The following is an 18726-nucleotide window of genomic DNA, read 5'->3' as shown; positions in this document are numbered from 1 at the left end:
ACAACCTCGGACTCATAGCTCAGCTGGATAGAGTACTCGGCTACGAACCGAGCGGTCGCAGGTTCGAATCCTGCTGAGTCCGCCATACCCAAGCAAGAAGCCCGCTCAATTGAGCGGGCTTTTTGTTTTTCCGCGCCAATGAATTGTTGGTGATGTCGATCTACGCTCTTCTGTAATGATTGTGGTGTAGCTTGGGGCCGCTGTGCGGCGCCCGAAACGAATGTGCTTTCTCATCCACAGCAACCGTCGCACTGATAGCTTCGAGCGTTGTCCTAGCTTTATCACGCAAACGATTGTTCTGGCCAAAAATTTAAGCGATCTGACAGCTTTAGCAGTGTATGATTGCGCCCGTCAGCCCCGCCGGGGCTTGTGGAAAACCACCATGGACTTACCCAGTAGTTACTCGCTAACAAGATTCATACAGAAAGATCTGACCGATTGATTCTCCCGGCGTGCTCCGCTGCTGGGAGTGGAGTTCGCCTATGACTGAAGTAGAAGTAAAAAAAGCGCAAGAAAGCCTGCAGGATCGCCTGGCTCAGGTGGTCGAACTGCTGCAGCGTCAGCGCGTTGTCGAAGACCTGACGCATCGCCAGGAAGGCGCGCACAACGACCTGGTAGAAAACCTGGTCCACCGCCAGAACCTCGTCGAGTTGCAGCGCAAGCTCGATGACCTGCACCCCGCCGACATCGCCTACATCCTCGAAGCCTTGCCCCTGGAAGACCGCCTGACGGTCTGGCAGCTGGTGCGCTCGGACCGCGATGGCGACATCCTGCTGGAAGTATCCGACTCGGTTCGCCAATCGCTGATCGCTGACATGGACGATCACGAGCTGCTGGCCGCCGCCAAGGAGATGGACGCCGACGAACTGGCCGACCTGGCTCCTGAGCTGCCGCGCGACGTTATCCATGAGCTGATGGAAACACTCGATGCCCAGCAACGCGAGCGCGTGCGTTCGGCACTGAGCTACGACGAGGAGCAGGTCGGTGCGCTGATGGACTTCGAGATGGTCACCATCCGCGAAGACGTCAGCCTGGAAGTGGTGCTGCGCTACCTGCGGCGCCTGAAAGAGCTGCCCAACCACACCGACAAACTGTTCGTGGTCGATTACGACGGCATTCTCAAGGGTGTGTTGCCAATCAAGCGCCTGCTGGTCAACGACCCTGAGAAGAAGGTGGCGGAGGTCATGGCGACCGACCCGGTGTCCTTCCAGCCTGAGGAAGATGCCTATGATGCGGCGCAGGCTTTCGAGCGTTATGACCTGGTATCGGCACCTGTCGTAGACAAGGCCGAGCGCCTGATCGGCCGTTTGACCATTGACGAGATGGTCGACCTGATCCGTGAGGAGAGCGAGAGCGAAGTCCTCAACATGGCGGGTCTGCGTGAAGAGGAAGACATCTTTGCCTCGGTTTGGCGCTCGTTCCGCAACCGCTGGGCATGGCTGGCGATCAATCTGATTACCGCGTTCCTCGCTTCGCGAGTGATCGGTGTGTTCGAGGGTTCGATCGAAAAACTGGTGGCGTTGGCGGCGCTGATGCCGATCGTTGCGGGTATTGGTGGCAACTCGGGTAACCAGACCATCACCATGATTGTCCGCGCCATGGCGCTGGACCAAGTATCGCCGGGCAATACCAGTCGCCTGATGCGCAAAGAATTGGCGGTGTCGCTGATCAACGGCCTGGTTTGGGGCGGAGTGATTGGTGCCGTGGCTTTCTGGTTGTACGGTAGCTGGTCGCTGGGCGTGGTGATGACCGCAGCGATGACCTTGAACCTGTTACTGGCCGCGCTGATGGGTGTGCTCATCCCGATGACATTGGCCCGCTTGGGGCGTGACCCGGCGATGGGGGCGAGTGTGATGATCACTGCCGTGACCGACAGTGGCGGCTTCTTCATCTTCCTTGGCCTGGCCACGTTGTTCCTGCTGTAATCCTGCCTTTGCGACTTATACGGTCCCACAAATGATCGCGTCTCCTGCACAACCAGGCGCCCATAAAAAAGCCAGCTTACGCTGGCTTTTTTATGCTCGCTGCAGGCCTCAGGAGGCGTCGGCGGCCATTTCCACATCGTGAGCGATGAGGGCGACCAAGGCGTTCTGCTGGCGGTGGGACAGTTGGCGGAAGCGCTGCAGCAACTCGCGTTCATGCAGGGACAGCTCAGGGCTGTCCAGGCGCATGCTCAGCTCGTCACCCAACGCACCTTCCTGGATAAGGCTCTGCTCCAGGCGCGCGATGATTTCGGAGTTCATGCTGCGGTGATGGTTGCGCGCTACCTCGGCAATGCGCTCACGCATTCCGTCTGGCAGGCGGACGACGAACTTGTCAGCGGTGCGGCTCGAATAAATAGCCTGTTTCATTGGGCGCATATAAATTGACCGGAGTTTGGTTCAGGGGAAGCGGTTCTCAAATTGGCCGCACGGGTGGAAGTACGACCGTGGCGACGACAAAATGTTCAACCGTCAGTGAAAAATGGATGCTCATCTTGCCTCATGGTCGCCGTTTCCTTGGCGTCAATTCTGTGACAAATAGTGAGCCGGATAAAGGCTTTATGCCAGTACCAATTATCAGAAATGAGCACTGGTTTGAAAAGTTTTACATGCTCCGGCTTGCCTGACCGTCAGTCTTTTGCCGTCAAAAACTGGTAAAAAACAGCAAAAGGACAGGAAAACCCCTAGAATGCGCCGGTTTCCCTCCATAGAGCATAGTGGCTATGCAACATGACGCAAGCGACCGCCGATCAGGGACAGGCCGGTTGATATTTTTGGTAGGACCGTCGGGTTCAGGGAAAGATTCCCTGATTGATGCTTCGCGTGAGCGGCTGGCGGCCGCTGGGGTAGAAATTGCCCGTCGCGTCATTACCCGCTCGGCCGAAGCCAAGGGCGAAGCCGCCGAAGGGGTCACGGCCGAACAGTTTGAAACCCTGTGCACGCAGGGTGCGTTTGCCATGCACTGGCGGGCCAATGGCCTGGGTTATGGCATTCCTCGGCAGGTGGATCAGTGGTTGGCGGCGGGCAAGGCGGTGCTGGTGAATGGCTCGCGGGCGTACCTGCCTGAAGCACGCCAGCGTTACCCGGACATGTTGGCAGTGCTGGTCGAGGTCAAGCCGGATGCGTTGCGTCAGCGCTTGCTGGCCCGCGGCCGCGAAACCGTCGAGGAGGTTGAGCAGCGGCTGGCGCGCAGTGCTCGTTTGCAGGCGTTGTCTGATCCTGCGGTGCATGTGCTGGACAATTCCACCACCCTGGAGGCCGCGGTCGCGGCCCTGTTCAAGCTGCTTCGTGATGACGGTGTGCTGCCGCCGGTGTAGCCGTGCCAGAAAAGGATTACGCGAAAAAGCCAGGTAGATGCATGACAAACGCCAGCATGCTGGTTAACATGCTGGCCGTCCCGCTGTGCAGCGCTCGCTGCCGGTCGTAGCGTCTCAGTAGCTCAATTGGATAGAGCATCCCCCTCCTAAGGGGAAGGTTGCAGGTTCAATTCCTGCCTGGGACGCCATTTCTCGTGTCTCCCATACCCCGTCACTCATCATTGCAACGCGCGATGGTGTTCTTCGTCTGCCTTGCTGCTGGTCGCCAACTAAAGCCCCCAGTGCTTCAGCGCCCACAACACCCCCATGCCCACAACCAGCGTCAGCATCGTGCTGCGTGTGCGCCAGGCCACCAGCGCAGCCAGTACCGCCGCCGGTATCTGCGGGTTCGTCCAGTCGAACCCGGCATGCCGGTCAGGGAAGACCACGGCCGGCAACACCAGCGCTGCCAGTACACTGGCCGGCACATAGGCCAGTGCGCGGCGAAACAGTGGCGGGATGCGCAACACCGTGTGCAGTTCTATGAACGAAAGGCGGATGGCGAAGGTGCCCAGGCCGATCAGCACGAACGTTATCCACTGGGTCGTTTCGCTCATGATGCGTTCTGCTCTGTGTGGGTTTCAGGTACGGCGTGTTGTTTTTGCCGGCTCTCGATGGCCAGCCCGGCGATGATCCCGCCCACGGCACCGGTCAGCAGGCCAAGGTTGTAGGGCAGGTCAACGGCCAGCACTGCCAGCACGCCACCGGTCAGCGCGGCGCCGAGCATGGCGGTATTGCGGATGCCGGGTATCAGCAAGGCCAGGAACGACAACGGTATGGCAAAACCCAGTGACCAGTCTTCCGGAATGCCTGCGCCCAGGTACATGCCCGCCAGTACCGAGAGGTTCCAGCCGAACCACATGGTGATCGCCGTGCCGGCGTAATAGGGGTAGGCATGCTGACCTAGCCCGCCTGTGCCCATTTTCAGCGTGCACAGGGCGAAGGACTGGTCCGACAGCATGAACGCCATTGGCCATTTGTGACGGCGCGGGAGGTGGCCCAGGTGCGGGGCCAGGCTGGCGCTGTACATCAGAAAACGCAAGTTGATCACCAGTGCGGTGACCACCATCGTCACTGGCAGGGCGGCGTTTTGCATCAATTGCATCACCACCATTTGCGCAGAGCCGGAGTAGAACAGCAAGGTCATGCCAATGGCGTCGGCCGGTGACAGGCCCATGCCGATTGCCGTAACCCCGGTGATCAGGCCAAAAGGCACAATGCCGGAGGTCAACGGCAGAACGCTTTGTGCGCCCTGCTTGAATGCTTGGGTCGCGCTTGGGGACTGCATGGGAGTTCCTTGGAGGTGTTCGGGAGGCGCATGGTCACCCTCACGTTAATGCGCCTGACAGTTGGCCACAACGTCAGATTTATGGAATAGTAGGCCTAAAAAATATAGGTCTCAAGCCGTGTATCTCGACAGCCCCACTCGGCACTCGCTCCAACTCAATGCCTTGCGCGCCTTCGAGGCGTCCGCGCGTCTGGGCGGTTTCGCGCGTGCCGCACTCGAACTCAAGGTTACCCCAGGGGCCATCGCCGCGTTGGTCAAGACGCTGGAAAGCGAATACGGCGCCGCGTTGTTCGAGCGCCATGCCAAGGGTGTACGCCTGACGCCCTTGGGTGAAAGCGTGAAAGCCCAGTTCACCGAAGCGTTCGATGCCGTGGAGGCTGCTGCCCGCACACTGCGGCGCCTTGCTGCACCGCAGCGGGTGCACATCGTCACGTCACCGGCCCTGGCGCAGTTGTGGATCGGGCCACGCCTGCCGGAGTTGACCCGTTTGCTGGCGCCCATCGAGATCTCGGTTACGGCGGTGGATGAGCCGCCCAACCTCAAACGCAGCCCATTCGACCTGTGCCTGTTCTACACCGAAAAGCCTGAGCGCTGGCAGCGCAGGATCGCCACGGAAGAAGTGTTGCCCGTATGCGTACCGGCCCTGGCGGCGAACATCATCACCCCTGAGGACCTTGCCAACGCCCGTTGCATTGCTGACGTAGGCTGGAATGACTGGGCCGTGTGGACCGCCACAGCCATGCCCGGGTACAAATTCGTGGCCCGTGGGCCGGGTTTCTCTCTTTACTCGATCGCATTGCAGCAAGCCTTGCTGGCTGCCGGTGTGCTGATGGGGCGCAGAAGCCTGGTGCAACGCTACCTGGACAGCGGCGAACTGGTGGCGCCAATCGACTGCGCGGTGCCCTTGGGCATGACCATTGCCGCGTGGCGATTACCAGGTGCCAAGGGCAACCAGGTGGTTGCTGCGGTGGAGGAGGCGCTGTTGCAGTTGGCTTGAGCCTTGGCTCTGCCTGTCGGGGGCGACCCTCATCGGCCTCGCCGCCGGAATCCTCACGCATGGCTTACCGCGTGTTCATCGCCATCTGACGTGCCATCTACCTGGGTGAGCTGTTCTTGTGCTTTCTCCTGGATCTGGCTCTCGATCTCTTCTTGCAAACGCTGAGCGATCAACTCGCCGACCTTGGCCTTCACCTCTGGCGGCAGGGCTTCGTACTGCGCTTCGGTCAGGCCAATTTCGCTCAGCAGTTTTTCCTTGATCATCTCGCCGTGCGACTTGGACATCAGGTCCTGAAACGCTTGCCGGGCCGTGCTGGTGGTCAGTTGCTCCGTGCTGTCCTGCCCGGTTGCGGCAGAGCCAAGGTTTTGCAGCATCACCTTGAGTTTGGCGAACGCCTCCTCTCGGGCATCCTCAGCGCTCTGCTGAGCCGTGTTCCCTTGGTTTTGCTGCTGGGCCGTGGTGCTGGCGGTGGTTATTGCCGTGCGGAAATCCGCAGCCTGGGTCACTGCCTGTTCATCATTGGCGTGCTGTGGTTGATGGAGCGTGGGCTGCCAGCTGACGCCGTTGTGGGCGATTATCATGTTTCCTCCTTGGAAATCGTGTTGGCAGGCGTTACGCGCATAAAGCCATGCCAGCGTTACACCAGTTGGAAATAGGGCCTTGGCGCTATTCCGGTTGCACACTGGCGGGCATATGCTTGCCCGTCACAGGCATGATTTTGCCGCCTGCGGCAATTACCACCATTGTCGGCAGCCCCTTGACCGGAGCGCAGTTGCTGGGCATCAGGGAGAGCGTCCATGAATCAGGACACCAGGCCGGCACCTGCCGGCTTCAGTGAACAGCAGTTGCACACGTTGTTCGAGTTGATCAGTGATGGTATCTGGGACTGGAATGCCAACACCGGCTACGTTTATCGCAACCCGGGCTGGTACGCGATGCTCGGCTACGCCAGTCACTCCATGGCCAACTCGGTACTCACCTGGGAAAGCGTGATTCACCCGGAAGACTACCCGCGGGTGATGGCGCATTTCGAGGCGTACATCAGTCAGCGCAACGAGCGCTACCTCATCGAATACCGCTGCCGTTGCCACGATGGCAGCTACCTGTGGATTGAAGACAGCGCTTACATCATCGCCCGTAACAAAGACGGCTCGGTGGCGCGCATGCTCGGTGCGCACCGCAACATCGACGCTGGCAAGCGCCTGGTGGCGCAGCTGGAGCAGAAGAACCAGTCGCTGGAGTGGCAGGTGGCCGAACGCACGCGAGAGTTGTCGTGGGTGAACCAGCAGTTGCAGCGGCAACTGGACGAAAACCGTGAGTTGGCCGAGCGTGATGCGTTAACCCGCATTGCCAACCGCTATCGGTTGGAAAAGGCCTTGCAGCTGGAGTGCGAGCGGGCTCAGCGTTTCCGCCAGCCGTTGTCGCTGATCGCCATGGACCTGGATGATTTCAAGCCGATCAATGACCGCTACGGGCATGCGCGTGGCGATGCAGCGCTGGTGCGGGTGGTCGACAGCCTGCGTACCTGCCTGCGCGAACTGGACCTGTTGGCGCGCTGGGGCGGGGACGAGTTCGTTATCGTGCTGCCGCAGAGCACACTGGGTGAAGCGCTGGATGTCGCCGGTCGCTTGCGCCAGGCTATGGCGCAACTGGAGCCGGTGGGCGAATGCCGGCTGACCATGAGTTATGGCGTGGTGCAGTGGCAGGAAGGGGAGGACCAGCATGTGCTGCTGGCGCGGGCTGACAAGGCGCTGTACCGGGCCAAGGGGTCTGGCAAGAACGCCATTGCCGAGTGATTCGGTTTTGCCTGTACCGGCCCTATCGCCGGTACAGGTATAAAAAAGACCCGCAGCGCCTCTCGGCGCGGCGGGCCAAATCGGCCTTGGCCGCTTCAGTGTCAGATATGCAGGGCGTGGCCCAAGGCACGCAGTGCCGCTTCCTGTACCGCCTCACCCAGGGTCGGGTGGGCGTGGATGGTACCGGCCACATCTTCCAGGCAGGCACCCATTTCCAGCGACTGGGCAAACGCCGTGGACAGCTCGGAAACCGCTACGCCGACCGCTTGCCAACCCAGGATCAGGTGGTTGTCACGCCGCGCGACCACGCGCACGAAACCGCTTTTCGACTCCAGGCTCATGGCCCGGCCGTTGGCGGCGAACGGGAACTGCGCGACAATGCAGTCCAGGCCTTGCTGGCTGGCTTGCTCCGGGGTCTTGCCGACCACCACCACTTCCGGGTCGGTGAAGCACACGGCAGCAATTGCAGCGGGCTCGAAGCGGCGTGCCTTGCCGGCGATGATCTCGGCCACCATCTCGCCCTGGGCCATGGCCCGGTGCGCCAGCATCGGTTCGCCAGCCACGTCGCCGATGGCCCAGACATTGTGCATGCTGGTCTGGCAGCGCTCGTCGATGGCAATGGCGGCGCCGTTCATCTTCAGGTCCAGGCATTCCAGGTTGAAGCCCTTGGTGCGTGGCCGGCGGCCCACGGCCACCAGCACCTGGTCGGCTTCCAGGCGCAGTTGTCCGCCCTTGCCATTGTTGGCCAGCAGGCCGCCGTTTTCGTAACCTTCGACGCTATGGCCCAAGTGCAGGGCGATGCCCAGCTTCTTCAGCGACTCGGCCACCGGGGCGGTCAGTTCGCTGTCGTAGGTCGGCAGGATGCGCTCACGCGCTTCCACCACGCTGACCTGCACGCCCAGCTTGCGGTAGGCGATGCCCAGCTCCAGGCCGATGTAGCCACCGCCCACCACCACCAGGTGTTGCGGCAGGGCTTTCGGTGCCAGGGCCTCGGTCGAGGAAATCACCGGCCCGCCCAACGGCAGCATTGGCAATTCGACGCTGCTGGAACCGGTGGCCAGCAGCAGATGCTCGCATTGGATGCGCTGGCCATCGACCTCGACCTGCTTGCCGTCAAGCACGTTCGCCCAGCCATGCACCACCTTGACCCCGTGCTTTTTCAGCAGGGCGGCCACACCGGTGGTCAGGCGATCGACGATGCCGTCTTTCCAGGCCACGCTCTGGCCGATGTCCAAGCGCGGCGAAGCCACGCTGATGCCCAGCGGCGAGGGTTCGGTAAAGCGCGAGGCCTGGTGGAACTGTTCGGCCACATGGATCAGCGCCTTGGACGGAATGCAGCCGATGTTCAGGCAGGTACCGCCCAGCGCCTGGCCTTCCACCAGCACGGTAGGGATGCCCAGTTGCCCGGCACGGATGGCAGCCACATAGCCGCCGGGGCCACCGCCGATGATCAACAGGGTAGTCTGGATAGTCTGTTGCATGCTCACTCCACGAACAGGCAGGCGGGTTGTTCGAGCAGGCCGCGCACGGCCTGGATGAACAGTGCGGCGTCCATGCCATCGACCACGCGGTGGTCGAACGAGCTGGACAGGTTCATCATCTTGCGCACGACGATCTGGCCGTCGATCACTACCGGCCTTTCAACCATGCGGTTGACGCCGACAATGGCCACTTCCGGGGTGTTGACCACCGGCGTGCTGACGATGCCGCCCAACGCGCCGAGGCTGGTCAGGGTGATGGTCGAGCCCGACAGCTCCTCGCGGCTGGCCTTGTTGTTGCGCGCAGCGTTGGCCAGGCGCGAAATTTCGCCGGCATTGGCCCACAGGCTGCCTGCTTCGGCATGGCGCAGCACGGGTACCATCAGGCCGTTGTCACCCTGGGTGGCGATGCCCACATGCACCGCGCCATGGCGGGTGATGACCTGCGCTTCGTCGTCGTAGGTGGCGTTGATCTGCGGGAAGTCACGCAGGGCGACGACCAGTGCACGCACCAGGAACGGTAGCAGGGTCAGCTTGCCGCGGCTGTCGCCATGCTTGCCATTCAGCTGCTGGCGCAGCGCTTCCAGGGCGGTGACGTCGATTTCTTCCACATAGCTGAAGTGCGCGACCCGGCGCTTGGCGTCCTGCATGCGCTGGGCGATCTTGCGGCGCAGGCCGATCACCGGCACCTGCTCGCTGTCGGTGCGCCTGGCATAGCCATTGGGTGCTTGCCCGGCCGCGCTTTGCGGTTTGCTCATGAAGGCGTCGAGGTCTTCGTGCAGGATGCGCCCGGCCGGGCCGCTGCCATGCACATAACGCAGTTCGATACCGGCATCCAGGGCACGTTTGCGCACGGCCGGCGAGGCCAGTGGCTTGTCGCCTGGCTGGCGCGGCACGATGGGCGCTGCCTCGTGGTTGGCAGGCGCCTGGTACGCTGCCGGTTTAACGTCTTTTTGTGGCTCAGGTTTAGCGGCTACTGGGGCAGCAGGCGCTTCGGCCGGCTTGGCTTGCGGCACATCCACATGGTTGCCGCTGCCTTCCACTTCGATGCGGATCAGTTCGCTACCGACGGCCATCACCTCACCGGGCTGGCCACCCAGGGCCAGCACCTTGCCGCTGACCGGCGACGGGATTTCCACGGTGGCCTTGTCGGTCATGACATCGGCCACGACTTGGTCCTCGGCGATGACGTCGCCGACCTTGACGAACCATTCCACCAACTCGACCTGCGCGATGCCTTCGCCAATGTCCGGCATCTTGATGACGTGCGTGCCCATTCAGACCTCCATGACCTTTTTCAATGCCGCACCTACCCGCGATGGCCCTGGGAAGTAAGCCCATTCCTGCGCGTGAGGGTAGGGGGTGTCCCAACCGGTGACGCGCTCGATCGGCGCCTCCAGGTGGTGGAAGCAATGCTCCTGTACCAGCGACACCAGTTCAGCACCGAAGCCGCAGGTACGGGTGGCCTCATGCACCACGACGCAGCGGCCGGTCTTTTTCACCGACTCGACGATGGTGTCCAGGTCCAGCGGCCACAGGCTGCGCAGGTCGATCACTTCGGCATCGACGCCACTTTCTTCGGCGGCCACCTGGGCCACATACACGGTGGTGCCATAAGTGAGCACGGTCACGTCATTGCCGGGACGGGTGATGGCGGCCTTGTCCAGCGGCACGGTGTAGTAGCCGTCGGGTACGGCACTGTGCGGGTGTTTCGACCATGGCGTTACCGGACGGTCGTGGTGCCCGTCGAACGGGCCGTTGTACAGGCGCTTGGGCTCCAGGAAGATCACCGGGTCGTCGCATTCGATCGAGGCAATCAGCAGGCCCTTGGCGTCATACGGGTTGGACGGCATGACGGTGCGCAGGCCGCACACCTGGGTGAACATCGCTTCCGGGCTCTGGCTGTGGGTCTGGCCGCCATAGATGCCGCCGCCGCACGGCATGCGCAGGGTCAGCGGGGCGATGAACTCGCCGGCCGAACGGTAACGCAGGCGCGCCATCTCGGAGACGATCTGGTCGGAAGCGGGGTAGAAGTAGTCGGCGAACTGGATCTCCACCACCGGGCGCAGGCCGTAGGCGCCCATGCCCACGGCGGTGCCGACGATGCCGCTTTCAGAGATGGGCGCGTCGAACACGCGGGACTTGCCGTACTTGGTCTGCAGGCCTTCGGTGCAGCGGAACACACCGCCGAAGTAGCCGACGTCCTGGCCGTACACCACCACATTGTCGTCGCGCTCAAGCATGACATCCATGGCCGAGCGCAGGGCCTGGATCATGGTCATGGTAGTGGTGGCCATGGCGGTTTCCGGGTTGATGCTGTTGTTGTGGTCGTTCATCTCAAACCCCCAGTTCCTGGCGTTGGCGGCGCAGGTGGTCGGGCATCTCCTTGTACACGTCCTCGAACATCGAGGCGGCGCTCGGGATGTGACCATTGGCCAGGGTGCCGTACTGCTCGGCTTCTTTCTGCGCGGTTATCACGGCAGCCTCGAACTCGGCCGTGGTGGCCTGGTGTTCTTCTTCGGACCAGTGGCCGATCTTGATCAGGTGCTGCTTCAGGCGGGCGATCGGGTCGCCCAGCGGGAAGTGGCTCCAGTCGTCAGCCGGGCGGTACTTGGACGGGTCGTCCGAGGTCGAGTGTGGGCCGGCACGGTAGGTGACCCACTCGATCAGGCTCGGGCCCAGGCCACGACGGGCGCGTTCGGCGGCCCAGCGCGAGGCGGCATACACGGCGACGAAGTCGTTGCCGTCAACCCGCAGCGAAGCGATACCGCAACCTACGCCACGGCCGGCAAAGGTGGTCGACTCGCCACCCGCAATGGCCTGGAAGGTAGAGATGGCCCACTGGTTGTTGACCACGTTGAGGATTACCGGCGCGCGGTACACATGGGCAAAGGTGAGGGCGGTGTGGAAGTCCGATTCGGCAGTGGCGCCGTCGCCGATCCAGGCCGAGGCAATCTTGGTATCGCCCTTGATCGCCGAGGCCATGGCCCAGCCGACCGCCTGCACGAACTGGGTCGCCAGGTTGCCGCTGATGGTGAAGAAGCCAGCCTCGCGTACCGAGTACATGATCGGCAGCTGGCGACCCTTGAGCGGGTCGCGTTCGTTGGACAGCAACTGGCAGATCATCTCCACCAGCGACACGTCGCGGGCCATCAGGATGCTTTGCTGGCGGTAGGTCGGGAAGCACATGTCGGTGCGGTTCAGCGCCAGCGCCTGGCCGCTGCCGATGGCTTCTTCGCCCAGGCTCTGCATGTAGAAGGACATCTTCTTCTGGCGCTGGGCAACCACCATGCGGCTGTCGAAAATCCGCGTCTTGAGCATGGCGCGCATGCCTTGGCGCAGGATCTGCGGGTCGATGTCTTCGGCCCATGGGCCTTGGGCGTCGCCTTGCTCGTCGAGCACGCGGACCAGGCTGTAGGACAGGTCGGCGGTGTCGGCAGCGTCGACATCGACAGGGGGTTTACGCGCTTGACCTGCATCGTTGAGGCGCAGGTAGGAAAAATCGGTCTGGCAGCCTGGCCGGCCGGTGGGCTCGGGCACATGCAAACGCAGGGGGGCGTACTCGTTCATGCTTTTTACGCTCGCTCGGGTATTTGTTTTTGTGAGCTCTGAAGCGGCCGCCGCTGAGTACCGGCTTGTGACTGGTAAGTCAGCGTCCCCTACATCTTAGTGGTCCGGCAGGAGAATTTTTCTCTCAAGTTGATTGCCTTTGCCGAGCGGGGCAGATAAACATTCCGCATAAACACAAAAAACCGGTGATTTTGTCTCATGCGCAAACTCGATCGTACCGATATCGGCATTCTCAACAGCCTGCAGGAAAACGCCCGCATCACCAACGCCGAGCTGGCACGCTCGGTCAACCTGTCGCCCACGCCTTGTTTCAACCGGGTACGGGCCATGGAAGAGCTGGGGGTGATCCGCCAGCAGGTAACCTTGTTGTCCCCCGAGGCGCTGGGGCTGGATGTGAATGTGTTCATCCATGTCAGCCTGGAAAAACAGGTAGAGCAGTCGTTGCACCGCTTCGAGGAAGAAATTGCCGAACGGCCCGAGGTGATGGAGTGCTACCTGATGACCGGGGACCCGGATTACCTGTTGCGGGTGCTGTTGCCGAGCATCCAGGCGCTGGAGCGGTTTCTCGATTACCTGACGCGGTTGCCGGGGGTGGCGAATATCCGGTCGAGTTTTGCCTTGAAGCAGGTGCGGTACAAAACCGCGTTACCCCTGCCGGCCAATGGCATGACCTTGCGGGAGTAGCGGCCAGCACAGGTGTTAAAGAGGGTGCTTGATATTTTAAACACCCCCAGCCTATGTTGTTGTCAGCGTACAACAACAAGGACAAGCGTCATGAGCACCGCTCAGCTCCAGGGCATCGATGAAATCGAATGCGTGACCCCCGACCTCAATGGCGTCCCGCGCGGCAAGGTGATGACCGCCGAAGGCTTCCTCGAAGGCCGCCGCCTGCAGATGGCCCGCGGGGTGCTGCTGCAATGCATCATGGGTGGCTACCCGCCGGCGAAATTCTACGGCAGTGACGACGGCGACCTGGCACTGGTCGCCGAACCCAGCCAGGTTCATCGCCTGCCCTGGAGCAACGACGGGCGCGCCCTGGCCATTTGCGATGCCCATGAGCTGGATGGCCGGCCTTCGGCATTGTCCACGCGTGGCCAGCTCAAGGCAGTGATCGCCCGCTACGCAGCCCTGGGCCTGGCACCCGTGGTCGCCACCGAGCTGGAGTTCTTCGTCTTTGCCCCCAACAGCGACCCGCAACAGCCGTTCCAGCCTCCGCTAGGTACGGATGGTCGCCGCGAGCTTGGCCATTCGGCGTTCAGTGTCAGCTCCAACAACGGCCTGCGCCCGTTCTTTAAAGAGGTGTACCAGTGCATGGCCGCGCTCGGCCTGCCGCGCGACACCTTCATGCACGAAATGGGCGTCAGCCAGTTCGAGATCAACCTGTTGCATGGCGACCCGCTGTTGCTGGCTGACCAGACCTTCCTGTTCAAACACCTGCTCAAGGAAGTGGCGCTCAAGCACGGCCTCACCGTGGTGTGCATGGCCAAACCGCTGGCGCGTACGCCTGGCAGTTCCATGCACATTCACCAAAGCCTCGTTGAGGTGGGCAGCGGGCGTAATGTGTTCAGTGACGAGCAAGGCCTGCCGACCGACACCTTTTACCACTTCATCGGCGGCTTGCAGGCGTGCATGGCCGACTTCACAGCGCTGTTCGCGCCCAACGTCAATTCCTACCAGCGGCTGTGCCACCCCTATGCCTCGCCAAACAACGCCTGCTGGTCCGAAGACAACCGCGCTGCCGGCTTGCGCATCCCGGCCAGTGCGCCGGTGGCGCGGCGTGTGGAAAACCGCTTGCCCGGTGCCGATGCCAACCCGTACCTGGCCATCGCCGCCAGCCTGGCCGCCGGGCTGCACGGCATCGAACAGCACCTGCAGCCTTCACCGGCCATCCAGGGCGAGTTCGAGGTGCCGGAGCACTTGAGCTTGCCATGCACCCTCCATGCGGCGCTGGAGCGGCTCAAGCGCAGCGCGCTGGCGCGTGAACTGTTCGGCAGCGAGTTCATCGAAGGCTACATCGCCAGCAAGACCCTGGAGCTGACCGATTTCTTCGATGAGATCACCCCGTGGGAGCGCCGGGTGCTGGCGGCACAGGCCTGATCGCGACAGGACCTGCACCGGACACGCCCCCGCCGCAGCATTTTGCGGGTGGGGGCCTGCACTGACCGGCGTTTGCCCTTATGCTGCTAGCACCTACCGCCACCTGACCAGGGAGCATTGCGGGACGTATGCGAAATGTATGGAAGCCGTTTCAGTCGTTGTACTTCGCCGCGCTGATGATGTTGATCGGCTCAGGCCTGCTCAGCACCTACCTGGCCCTGCGCCTGGCGGCCGACCACGTCGATAGCCTGTGGGTGGGTGCGTTGATGGCGGCCAACTACTTTGGCCTGGCGGTTGGCGGCAAGGTCGGCCACCGGCTGATTGGCCGGGTGGGGCACATTCGCGCCTATGCCACCTGCGCCGGTATCGTCGGCGCGGCGGTGTTAGGCCATGGCCTGACCAACTGGCTGCCGGCCTGGGTCGGGCTGCGGATGATCGTCGGCTTAGGGATGATGTGCCAATACATGGTCATCGAGAGTTGGCTCAACGAACAGGCCGATGTGAAGCACCGTGGCGCGGTGTTCAGCGGCTACATGATTGCCTCGTACCTGGGCCTGGTGCTCGGCCAGCTGATTCTGGTGGTACACCCGCAGCTTGGCCCGGAGCTGCTGATGCTGGTGGCGATGTGTTTTGCCCTGTGCCTGGTGCCAGTGGCGATGACCCGGCGCATTCACCCGGCGCCCTTGCGTCCGGCGCCGATGGAGCCGAAGTTCTTCATCAAGCGTGTGCCGCAGTCGCTCAGTACGGTGCTTGGTTCGGGGCTGATCGTTGGCTCGTTCTACGGCCTGGCGCCCCTGTATGCCTCCAGCCAGGGGATGACGACCGAGCAGATCGGTCTGTTCATGGGTAGCTGCATTTTTGCTGGCCTGCTGGTGCAGTGGCCGCTGGGCTGGTTGTCTGACCGTTACGACCGGGCGGTGCTGATCCGCAGCGTGGCAATAGGCCTGGCGCTGGCCGCTGCGCCTTTGGCGATACTGCCCAGTGTGCCGTTGGAATTGCTGTTTGGCATCGGTTTCCTGATTTCGTTGCTGCAGTTCTGCCTGTACCCCCTGGCGGTAGCGTTTTCCAACGACCATGTGGAAAGCGAGCGGCGGGTGTCGCTGACGGCCATGCTGCTGGTGACCTATGGCGTGGGTGCGTGCATCGGGCCGCTGGCGGCGGGCGTGCTGATGAAGGTGCTGGGGGCGCAGATGCTGTATGCGTTCTTTGTGTTCTTCGCCTTGGTGCTGGTATGGCGCATTCGGCCGAAAGCGGTTACCGGGTTGCATCAGGTGCAGGATGCGCCACTGGGCCACGTGGCGATGCCGGCGGCCGGATCGCCGCTGTCGGCAGCGCTGGACCCACGGGTGGATGAGCAGACCGTGCAGGACATGATGCAGGCGCCGGTGGCGGCTGAAGATACCGAGGATGAAGGGAAGGGGGCTGAGCCCCAGCCAGCTGAGCCGGAAGAGGTCAGCAAGTCGGTGTAAGCCTGTACCGGCCTCTTCGCGGGCTTGCCCGCGAAGAGGCCGGTACAGGAAGAATACGAACGAAAACGCCACCTCATCAGGTGGCGTTCTTGTTTTACAGGCCGACGATCAATAGTCGTCCTTGTCGAACCGCCGCGCCTCACGCTGCAGCTGGTACACAAAGCTCTCGATCTTGCGCTGTGCCTGCCCGCTCAGGTTATGGAAGCGCACACCCGCAAAGGTGGTGTTGATGCGTTCTTCATAATGCAGGTGACGCAGCTCGACCATCGTGTCCACCAGGCCCAGCGGATTCCCCGCCTTGAAGCGTTCGTACACCTGGCCCAGTTGCAGACGGTCTTCGACATTGCCTTCAAATCGCAGCTTGCAACCGGTAGCCGAAATATCCAGCAGCTTGCCACGCAGGGCGCCGTTACCCTTCAGGTGGGCACCGTCGAGGATGATATCGACCAGTTGCGACAGTTTCAGCGCGGCGCGGAAGGCATTGCGGCGCTGGTGGTAGGTCATTTCTTCTGGCATGGGGCCGCTGTAGCAGCGGTGGCCGTCGACTTCGGTAATCTTCAGCGCGTGGTTGCATTCCCAGGCGATGCGCACGCCATCGTGGAAGCCTTCGACGCGGAAGTGCTCGCCGTTCTCGATGAACTTCTCGCCATCGCGGGGGATCATTTCGTCCAGGGCCAGGGTGTTGCTTTCACGGTCCACATGCACCACATAGCTCTGGAAGCGCTGGCTACGGTCGTGGAAGGTGATGATGAGGGGGTCGTGGCTTTCCTGCAGCTGCCGCAAGTTGGCCGCAATCTCCAAGGGGGTGCTCAGCACCTTTGGCGGTTGCGGGGCATCGGATTCATTGAACACGGCTTATCGTTCTCCAGGCAAAAGCGACACACGCAAGTAACGGCATTTTGCCAGTATGTTCTGTGCCTTGATAGAAAAAATCACACTTGGCTGAGGGCCTGTGGCTTGGCCAGCGGCGAGGTGCTGCCGCGGCTGTCGTACAGCGACGGCGAGTCGCCGCCCATGAGGATCCTGATCTGATTGCTGGTGACGTGTTGCTGCACCTGGATGATCCGGCCATTGGTTTCGTTAAGCTGTTGGCAGGCCTGCATCAACTGGCTGATCACGTCGAGTTGTTGCAGGATCAATTCACCGTTGGGCGATTGTGCCGCCACGGCCTCTACGCCGGCGCGATTTGCGCTAAGGCCAAGGCTGGTAAGCAGGTTGTTGCGCCGCAGGCCTTGCTGTTCCAGCAACACGATCAAAGACTGCTTGCGGGCCAGGATATTTTCCAACGGCGCCATATCGCGGCCATGCAGGGCAACAGACTCCTTTTGCAGGAGGTCGAGCAGTTCCTGCATCGGGGCAATGTCATCTTCGATCAGTTGCAGCAAGGTGGTGTCGTGCATGGCTAACTCTTGGCTTTTCTAGCGTCCGTGAAGTCAGCGCGCCGTACGGTCAGCGCTGGGCTTCGAAATCGAGCAGTTTGCTGGCGACCCGGCCGGCATCGACCTGGTAGCTGCCGTCGGCGATCGCCTGTTTCAACTGGGCCACACGGGCGCTGTTGACCACGGGCTCGTCGCGCAGCTTGTCGCTGATCTTCTGCAACTGCTGGGCCTCTTGGCTGAGGTGCACCGCTTCTCCGCTGGCGCTGGTGGCGCTGGCTGCTTCCTGGCTGGCTGCCGGCTTTTCGGCACTGCCGGACGCGGAGTTGCCGCGCACACCGCCCGTGACGGACGGCGAGTTATTCAAACGACTGAAGTCGATGACCATGATCAGAAACCTCTGGGTATTTGGACGCTTGCCTTGTTTTCGGCCAACCCGATAGAAACTTTAGGCGCAAATGCATAGCCGCCTGTCGGCAGGCTCGCGTAACCCGTTTTCTGACACAGTTTAGGAAATGCGGTTCCTCACTGCCAGCGCAATCTCGTGGCTGGCTTACATACTGACCTCGACTTGGCCGGGGCCGGTCACCCTGGCCTTGACCACCCGTTTCGAATTGAGGTTGCGTACCCGGATCTGCTCGCTCAGGCCGCCCTTGCTCAGGGCCTCGCCGGGCATGCGCACGCTCAGGCTGCCGCTGCGGGCGATGATCACCACCTGGTCACCCTTGCGGACCACCTCGGCCTGTTCCAGGTGTTGCGGGGTGAGCACCTGGTCGATCACCGTGGGGCGCAGCATCTTCATGCCCACTGCCTGGTCCAGTTCGGTCAGAAAGCCCTGGCCTAGGGTGCCGACATCGCGCTCGCGCAGGGCCACGTCGCCTTCGCCAACCGTGTTGTCGCGCTTGAGCGGGCGGGTTACCACGACCACGTCGCGGAACAGCCGCACGGTGGCTGGCACGAACACTGTCCACGCGGCTGCGCTGTCGCAGCGAACCCGGACCGTCACCCGGCCCAGTGGCTGCGCGGGGCTTTCCAGTGAGGCGTCCAGTGGCTGGCTGCACAGCGGCATGCGCAGGCGCGGGTCCAGGGGGTTGACCTGGATCTCGTAACGGCCTGCGGTCTGGGTGGTGGCCAGGTAATCTTCTACGGTGAATTCAAGAAACCCTTGAGTGACACCGATAAGCTGTTCAGGCAAGGTGAACGCGTCCGCTGACGTACGAACGCCGGGCGCCAGCAGGCACAGCGTGGCCAGCAAGCCGGTCAGCAGGCGCGTCAATCGTCGGAAAAATGTCGTTTTCGTGTGCATGACGCTCAAAAA

At 62.1% G+C, this 18726-nt stretch carries 20 protein-coding genes and 2 tRNA genes; 10 read left to right on the top strand and 12 right to left on the bottom strand.

The genetic code is table 11. The annotated features are described in order from the left end of the window. The first annotated feature begins 8 nt into the window (after positions 1-8). Positions 9-85, top strand: a tRNA-Arg gene (locus tag QQL85_RS13310). A gap of 397 nt (positions 86-482) precedes the next feature. Next, complete coding sequence (mgtE, locus tag QQL85_RS13305) at positions 483-1925, top strand: magnesium transporter (protein WP_284354040.1); 1443 nt, start codon at positions 483-485, stop codon at positions 1923-1925. Between the two features lie 108 nt (positions 1926-2033). On the opposite strand, the gene QQL85_RS13300 is transcribed toward mgtE, so the two are convergent. Beyond that, on the bottom strand, positions 2034-2360 hold the full coding sequence (locus QQL85_RS13300; protein ID WP_003254499.1) for an Arc family DNA-binding protein: 327 nt from the start codon (positions 2358-2360) through the stop codon (positions 2034-2036). A 68-nt stretch (positions 2361-2428) separates the two neighbouring features. Here QQL85_RS13300 and QQL85_RS13295 point away from each other — a divergent pair, with 68 nt between their 5' ends. From QQL85_RS13295 to QQL85_RS13285, 3 genes are all read left to right on the top strand, one after another. Further along, positions 2429-2608 (top strand): hypothetical protein, encoded by a 180-nt coding sequence (locus QQL85_RS13295; RefSeq protein WP_146232438.1) that lies wholly within the window; start codon positions 2429-2431, stop codon positions 2606-2608. A gap of 96 nt (positions 2609-2704) precedes the next feature. Beyond that, complete coding sequence (phnN, locus tag QQL85_RS13290; protein WP_284354039.1) at positions 2705-3298, top strand: phosphonate metabolism protein/1,5-bisphosphokinase (PRPP-forming) PhnN; 594 nt, start codon at positions 2705-2707, stop codon at positions 3296-3298. Positions 3299-3409: 111 nt separating this feature from the next. Continuing rightward, positions 3410-3486, top strand: a tRNA-Arg gene (locus QQL85_RS13285). 81 nt (positions 3487-3567) lie between these two features. On the opposite strand, the gene QQL85_RS13280 is transcribed toward QQL85_RS13285, so the two are convergent. Together QQL85_RS13280 and QQL85_RS13275 are read right to left on the bottom strand one after the other, a co-directional pair. Further along, a complete protein-coding gene (locus tag QQL85_RS13280) occupies positions 3568-3894 on the bottom strand; it encodes an AzlD domain-containing protein (RefSeq protein WP_016711836.1) in 327 nt (108 codons plus the stop codon). After that, positions 3891-4625, bottom strand: a complete 735-nt coding sequence (locus QQL85_RS13275) for an AzlC family ABC transporter permease (RefSeq protein ID WP_284354038.1) — start codon at positions 4623-4625, stop codon at positions 3891-3893. Before QQL85_RS13275 ends, QQL85_RS13280 begins: the two co-directional genes overlap by 4 nt. A 118-nt stretch (positions 4626-4743) precedes the next feature. Here QQL85_RS13275 and QQL85_RS13270 point away from each other — a divergent pair, with 118 nt between their 5' ends. Continuing rightward, positions 4744-5622 (top strand): LysR family transcriptional regulator, encoded by an 879-nt coding sequence (locus QQL85_RS13270; RefSeq protein ID WP_284354037.1) that lies wholly within the window; start codon positions 4744-4746, stop codon positions 5620-5622. A gap of 53 nt (positions 5623-5675) precedes the next feature. Here QQL85_RS13270 and QQL85_RS13265 read toward each other — a convergent pair whose 3' ends face one another. Next, positions 5676-6203 (bottom strand): hypothetical protein, encoded by a 528-nt coding sequence (locus QQL85_RS13265; protein ID WP_284354036.1) that lies wholly within the window; start codon positions 6201-6203, stop codon positions 5676-5678. 216 nt (positions 6204-6419) lie between these two features. Here QQL85_RS13265 and QQL85_RS13260 point away from each other — a divergent pair, with 216 nt between their 5' ends. Continuing rightward, positions 6420-7418, top strand: coding sequence for a sensor domain-containing diguanylate cyclase (locus QQL85_RS13260; RefSeq protein ID WP_284354035.1), 999 nt, complete (start codon positions 6420-6422; stop codon positions 7416-7418). Positions 7419-7519: 101 nt separating this feature from the next. On the opposite strand, the gene lpdA is transcribed toward QQL85_RS13260, so the two are convergent. Genes lpdA through QQL85_RS13240 form a run of 4 tightly spaced genes read right to left on the bottom strand, consistent with a single transcriptional unit; the run spans position 7520 to position 12466 of the window. Beyond that, complete coding sequence (lpdA, locus tag QQL85_RS13255; protein WP_284354034.1) at positions 7520-8899, bottom strand: dihydrolipoyl dehydrogenase; 1380 nt, start codon at positions 8897-8899, stop codon at positions 7520-7522. Positions 8900-8901: 2 nt separating this feature from the next. Next, positions 8902-10173 carry a dihydrolipoamide acetyltransferase family protein gene (locus QQL85_RS13250; protein WP_284354033.1) on the bottom strand — a complete coding sequence of 424 codons (1272 nt, stop codon included), beginning with the start codon at positions 10171-10173 and terminating at the stop codon, positions 8902-8904. Continuing rightward, a complete protein-coding gene (locus tag QQL85_RS13245) occupies positions 10174-11232 on the bottom strand; it encodes an alpha-ketoacid dehydrogenase subunit beta (protein WP_012273542.1) in 1059 nt (352 codons plus the stop codon). It abuts the gene before it with no gap. Position 11233: 1 nt separating this feature from the next. Further along, positions 11234-12466 carry a 3-methyl-2-oxobutanoate dehydrogenase (2-methylpropanoyl-transferring) subunit alpha gene (locus QQL85_RS13240; RefSeq protein ID WP_284354032.1) on the bottom strand — a complete coding sequence of 411 codons (1233 nt, stop codon included), beginning with the start codon at positions 12464-12466 and terminating at the stop codon, positions 11234-11236. 198 nt (positions 12467-12664) lie between these two features. Between QQL85_RS13240 and bkdR the strand changes: the two genes are divergently transcribed. From bkdR to QQL85_RS13225, 3 genes are all read left to right on the top strand, one after another. Continuing rightward, entirely contained in the window at positions 12665-13150 is a 486-nt protein-coding gene (bkdR, locus tag QQL85_RS13235) for a Bkd operon transcriptional regulator BkdR (protein ID WP_012273540.1), read from the top strand. 171 nt (positions 13151-13321) lie between these two features. Next, positions 13322-14563 carry a glutamine synthetase family protein gene (locus tag QQL85_RS13230; protein WP_284354240.1) on the top strand — a complete coding sequence of 414 codons (1242 nt, stop codon included), beginning with the start codon at positions 13322-13324 and terminating at the stop codon, positions 14561-14563. 128 nt (positions 14564-14691) lie between these two features. Next, positions 14692-16032, top strand: coding sequence for an MFS transporter (locus tag QQL85_RS13225; protein ID WP_284354031.1), 1341 nt, complete (start codon positions 14692-14694; stop codon positions 16030-16032). A 108-nt stretch (positions 16033-16140) separates the two neighbouring features. On the opposite strand, the gene QQL85_RS13220 is transcribed toward QQL85_RS13225, so the two are convergent. The 4 genes from QQL85_RS13220 to flgA form a co-directional block, all read right to left on the bottom strand. Then, positions 16141-16884 carry a flagellar brake protein gene (locus tag QQL85_RS13220; RefSeq protein WP_284354030.1) on the bottom strand — a complete coding sequence of 248 codons (744 nt, stop codon included), beginning with the start codon at positions 16882-16884 and terminating at the stop codon, positions 16141-16143. Between the two features lie 80 nt (positions 16885-16964). Next, positions 16965-17432 carry a flagella synthesis protein FlgN gene (locus QQL85_RS13215; protein ID WP_284354029.1) on the bottom strand — a complete coding sequence of 156 codons (468 nt, stop codon included), beginning with the start codon at positions 17430-17432 and terminating at the stop codon, positions 16965-16967. Between the two features lie 49 nt (positions 17433-17481). Next, positions 17482-17796: a flagellar biosynthesis anti-sigma factor FlgM gene (gene flgM / locus QQL85_RS13210; RefSeq protein WP_016711823.1), complete on the bottom strand. Its 315-nt coding sequence runs from the start codon at positions 17794-17796 to the stop codon at positions 17482-17484. A 165-nt stretch (positions 17797-17961) separates the two neighbouring features. Further along, positions 17962-18714, bottom strand: a complete 753-nt coding sequence (gene flgA / locus QQL85_RS13205; RefSeq protein ID WP_284354028.1) for a flagellar basal body P-ring formation chaperone FlgA — start codon at positions 18712-18714, stop codon at positions 17962-17964. Between the last annotated feature and the right edge of the window lie 12 nt (positions 18715-18726).

The sequence above is a fragment of the Pseudomonas putida genome (assembly GCF_030159595.1).
In the GTDB taxonomy this organism is placed as follows: Bacteria; Pseudomonadota; Gammaproteobacteria; order Pseudomonadales; family Pseudomonadaceae; genus Aquipseudomonas; species Aquipseudomonas putida_AC.
The sequence above is the reverse complement of the archived record's forward strand: the minus strand, read 5'-3'. Positions and strand labels throughout refer to the sequence as shown.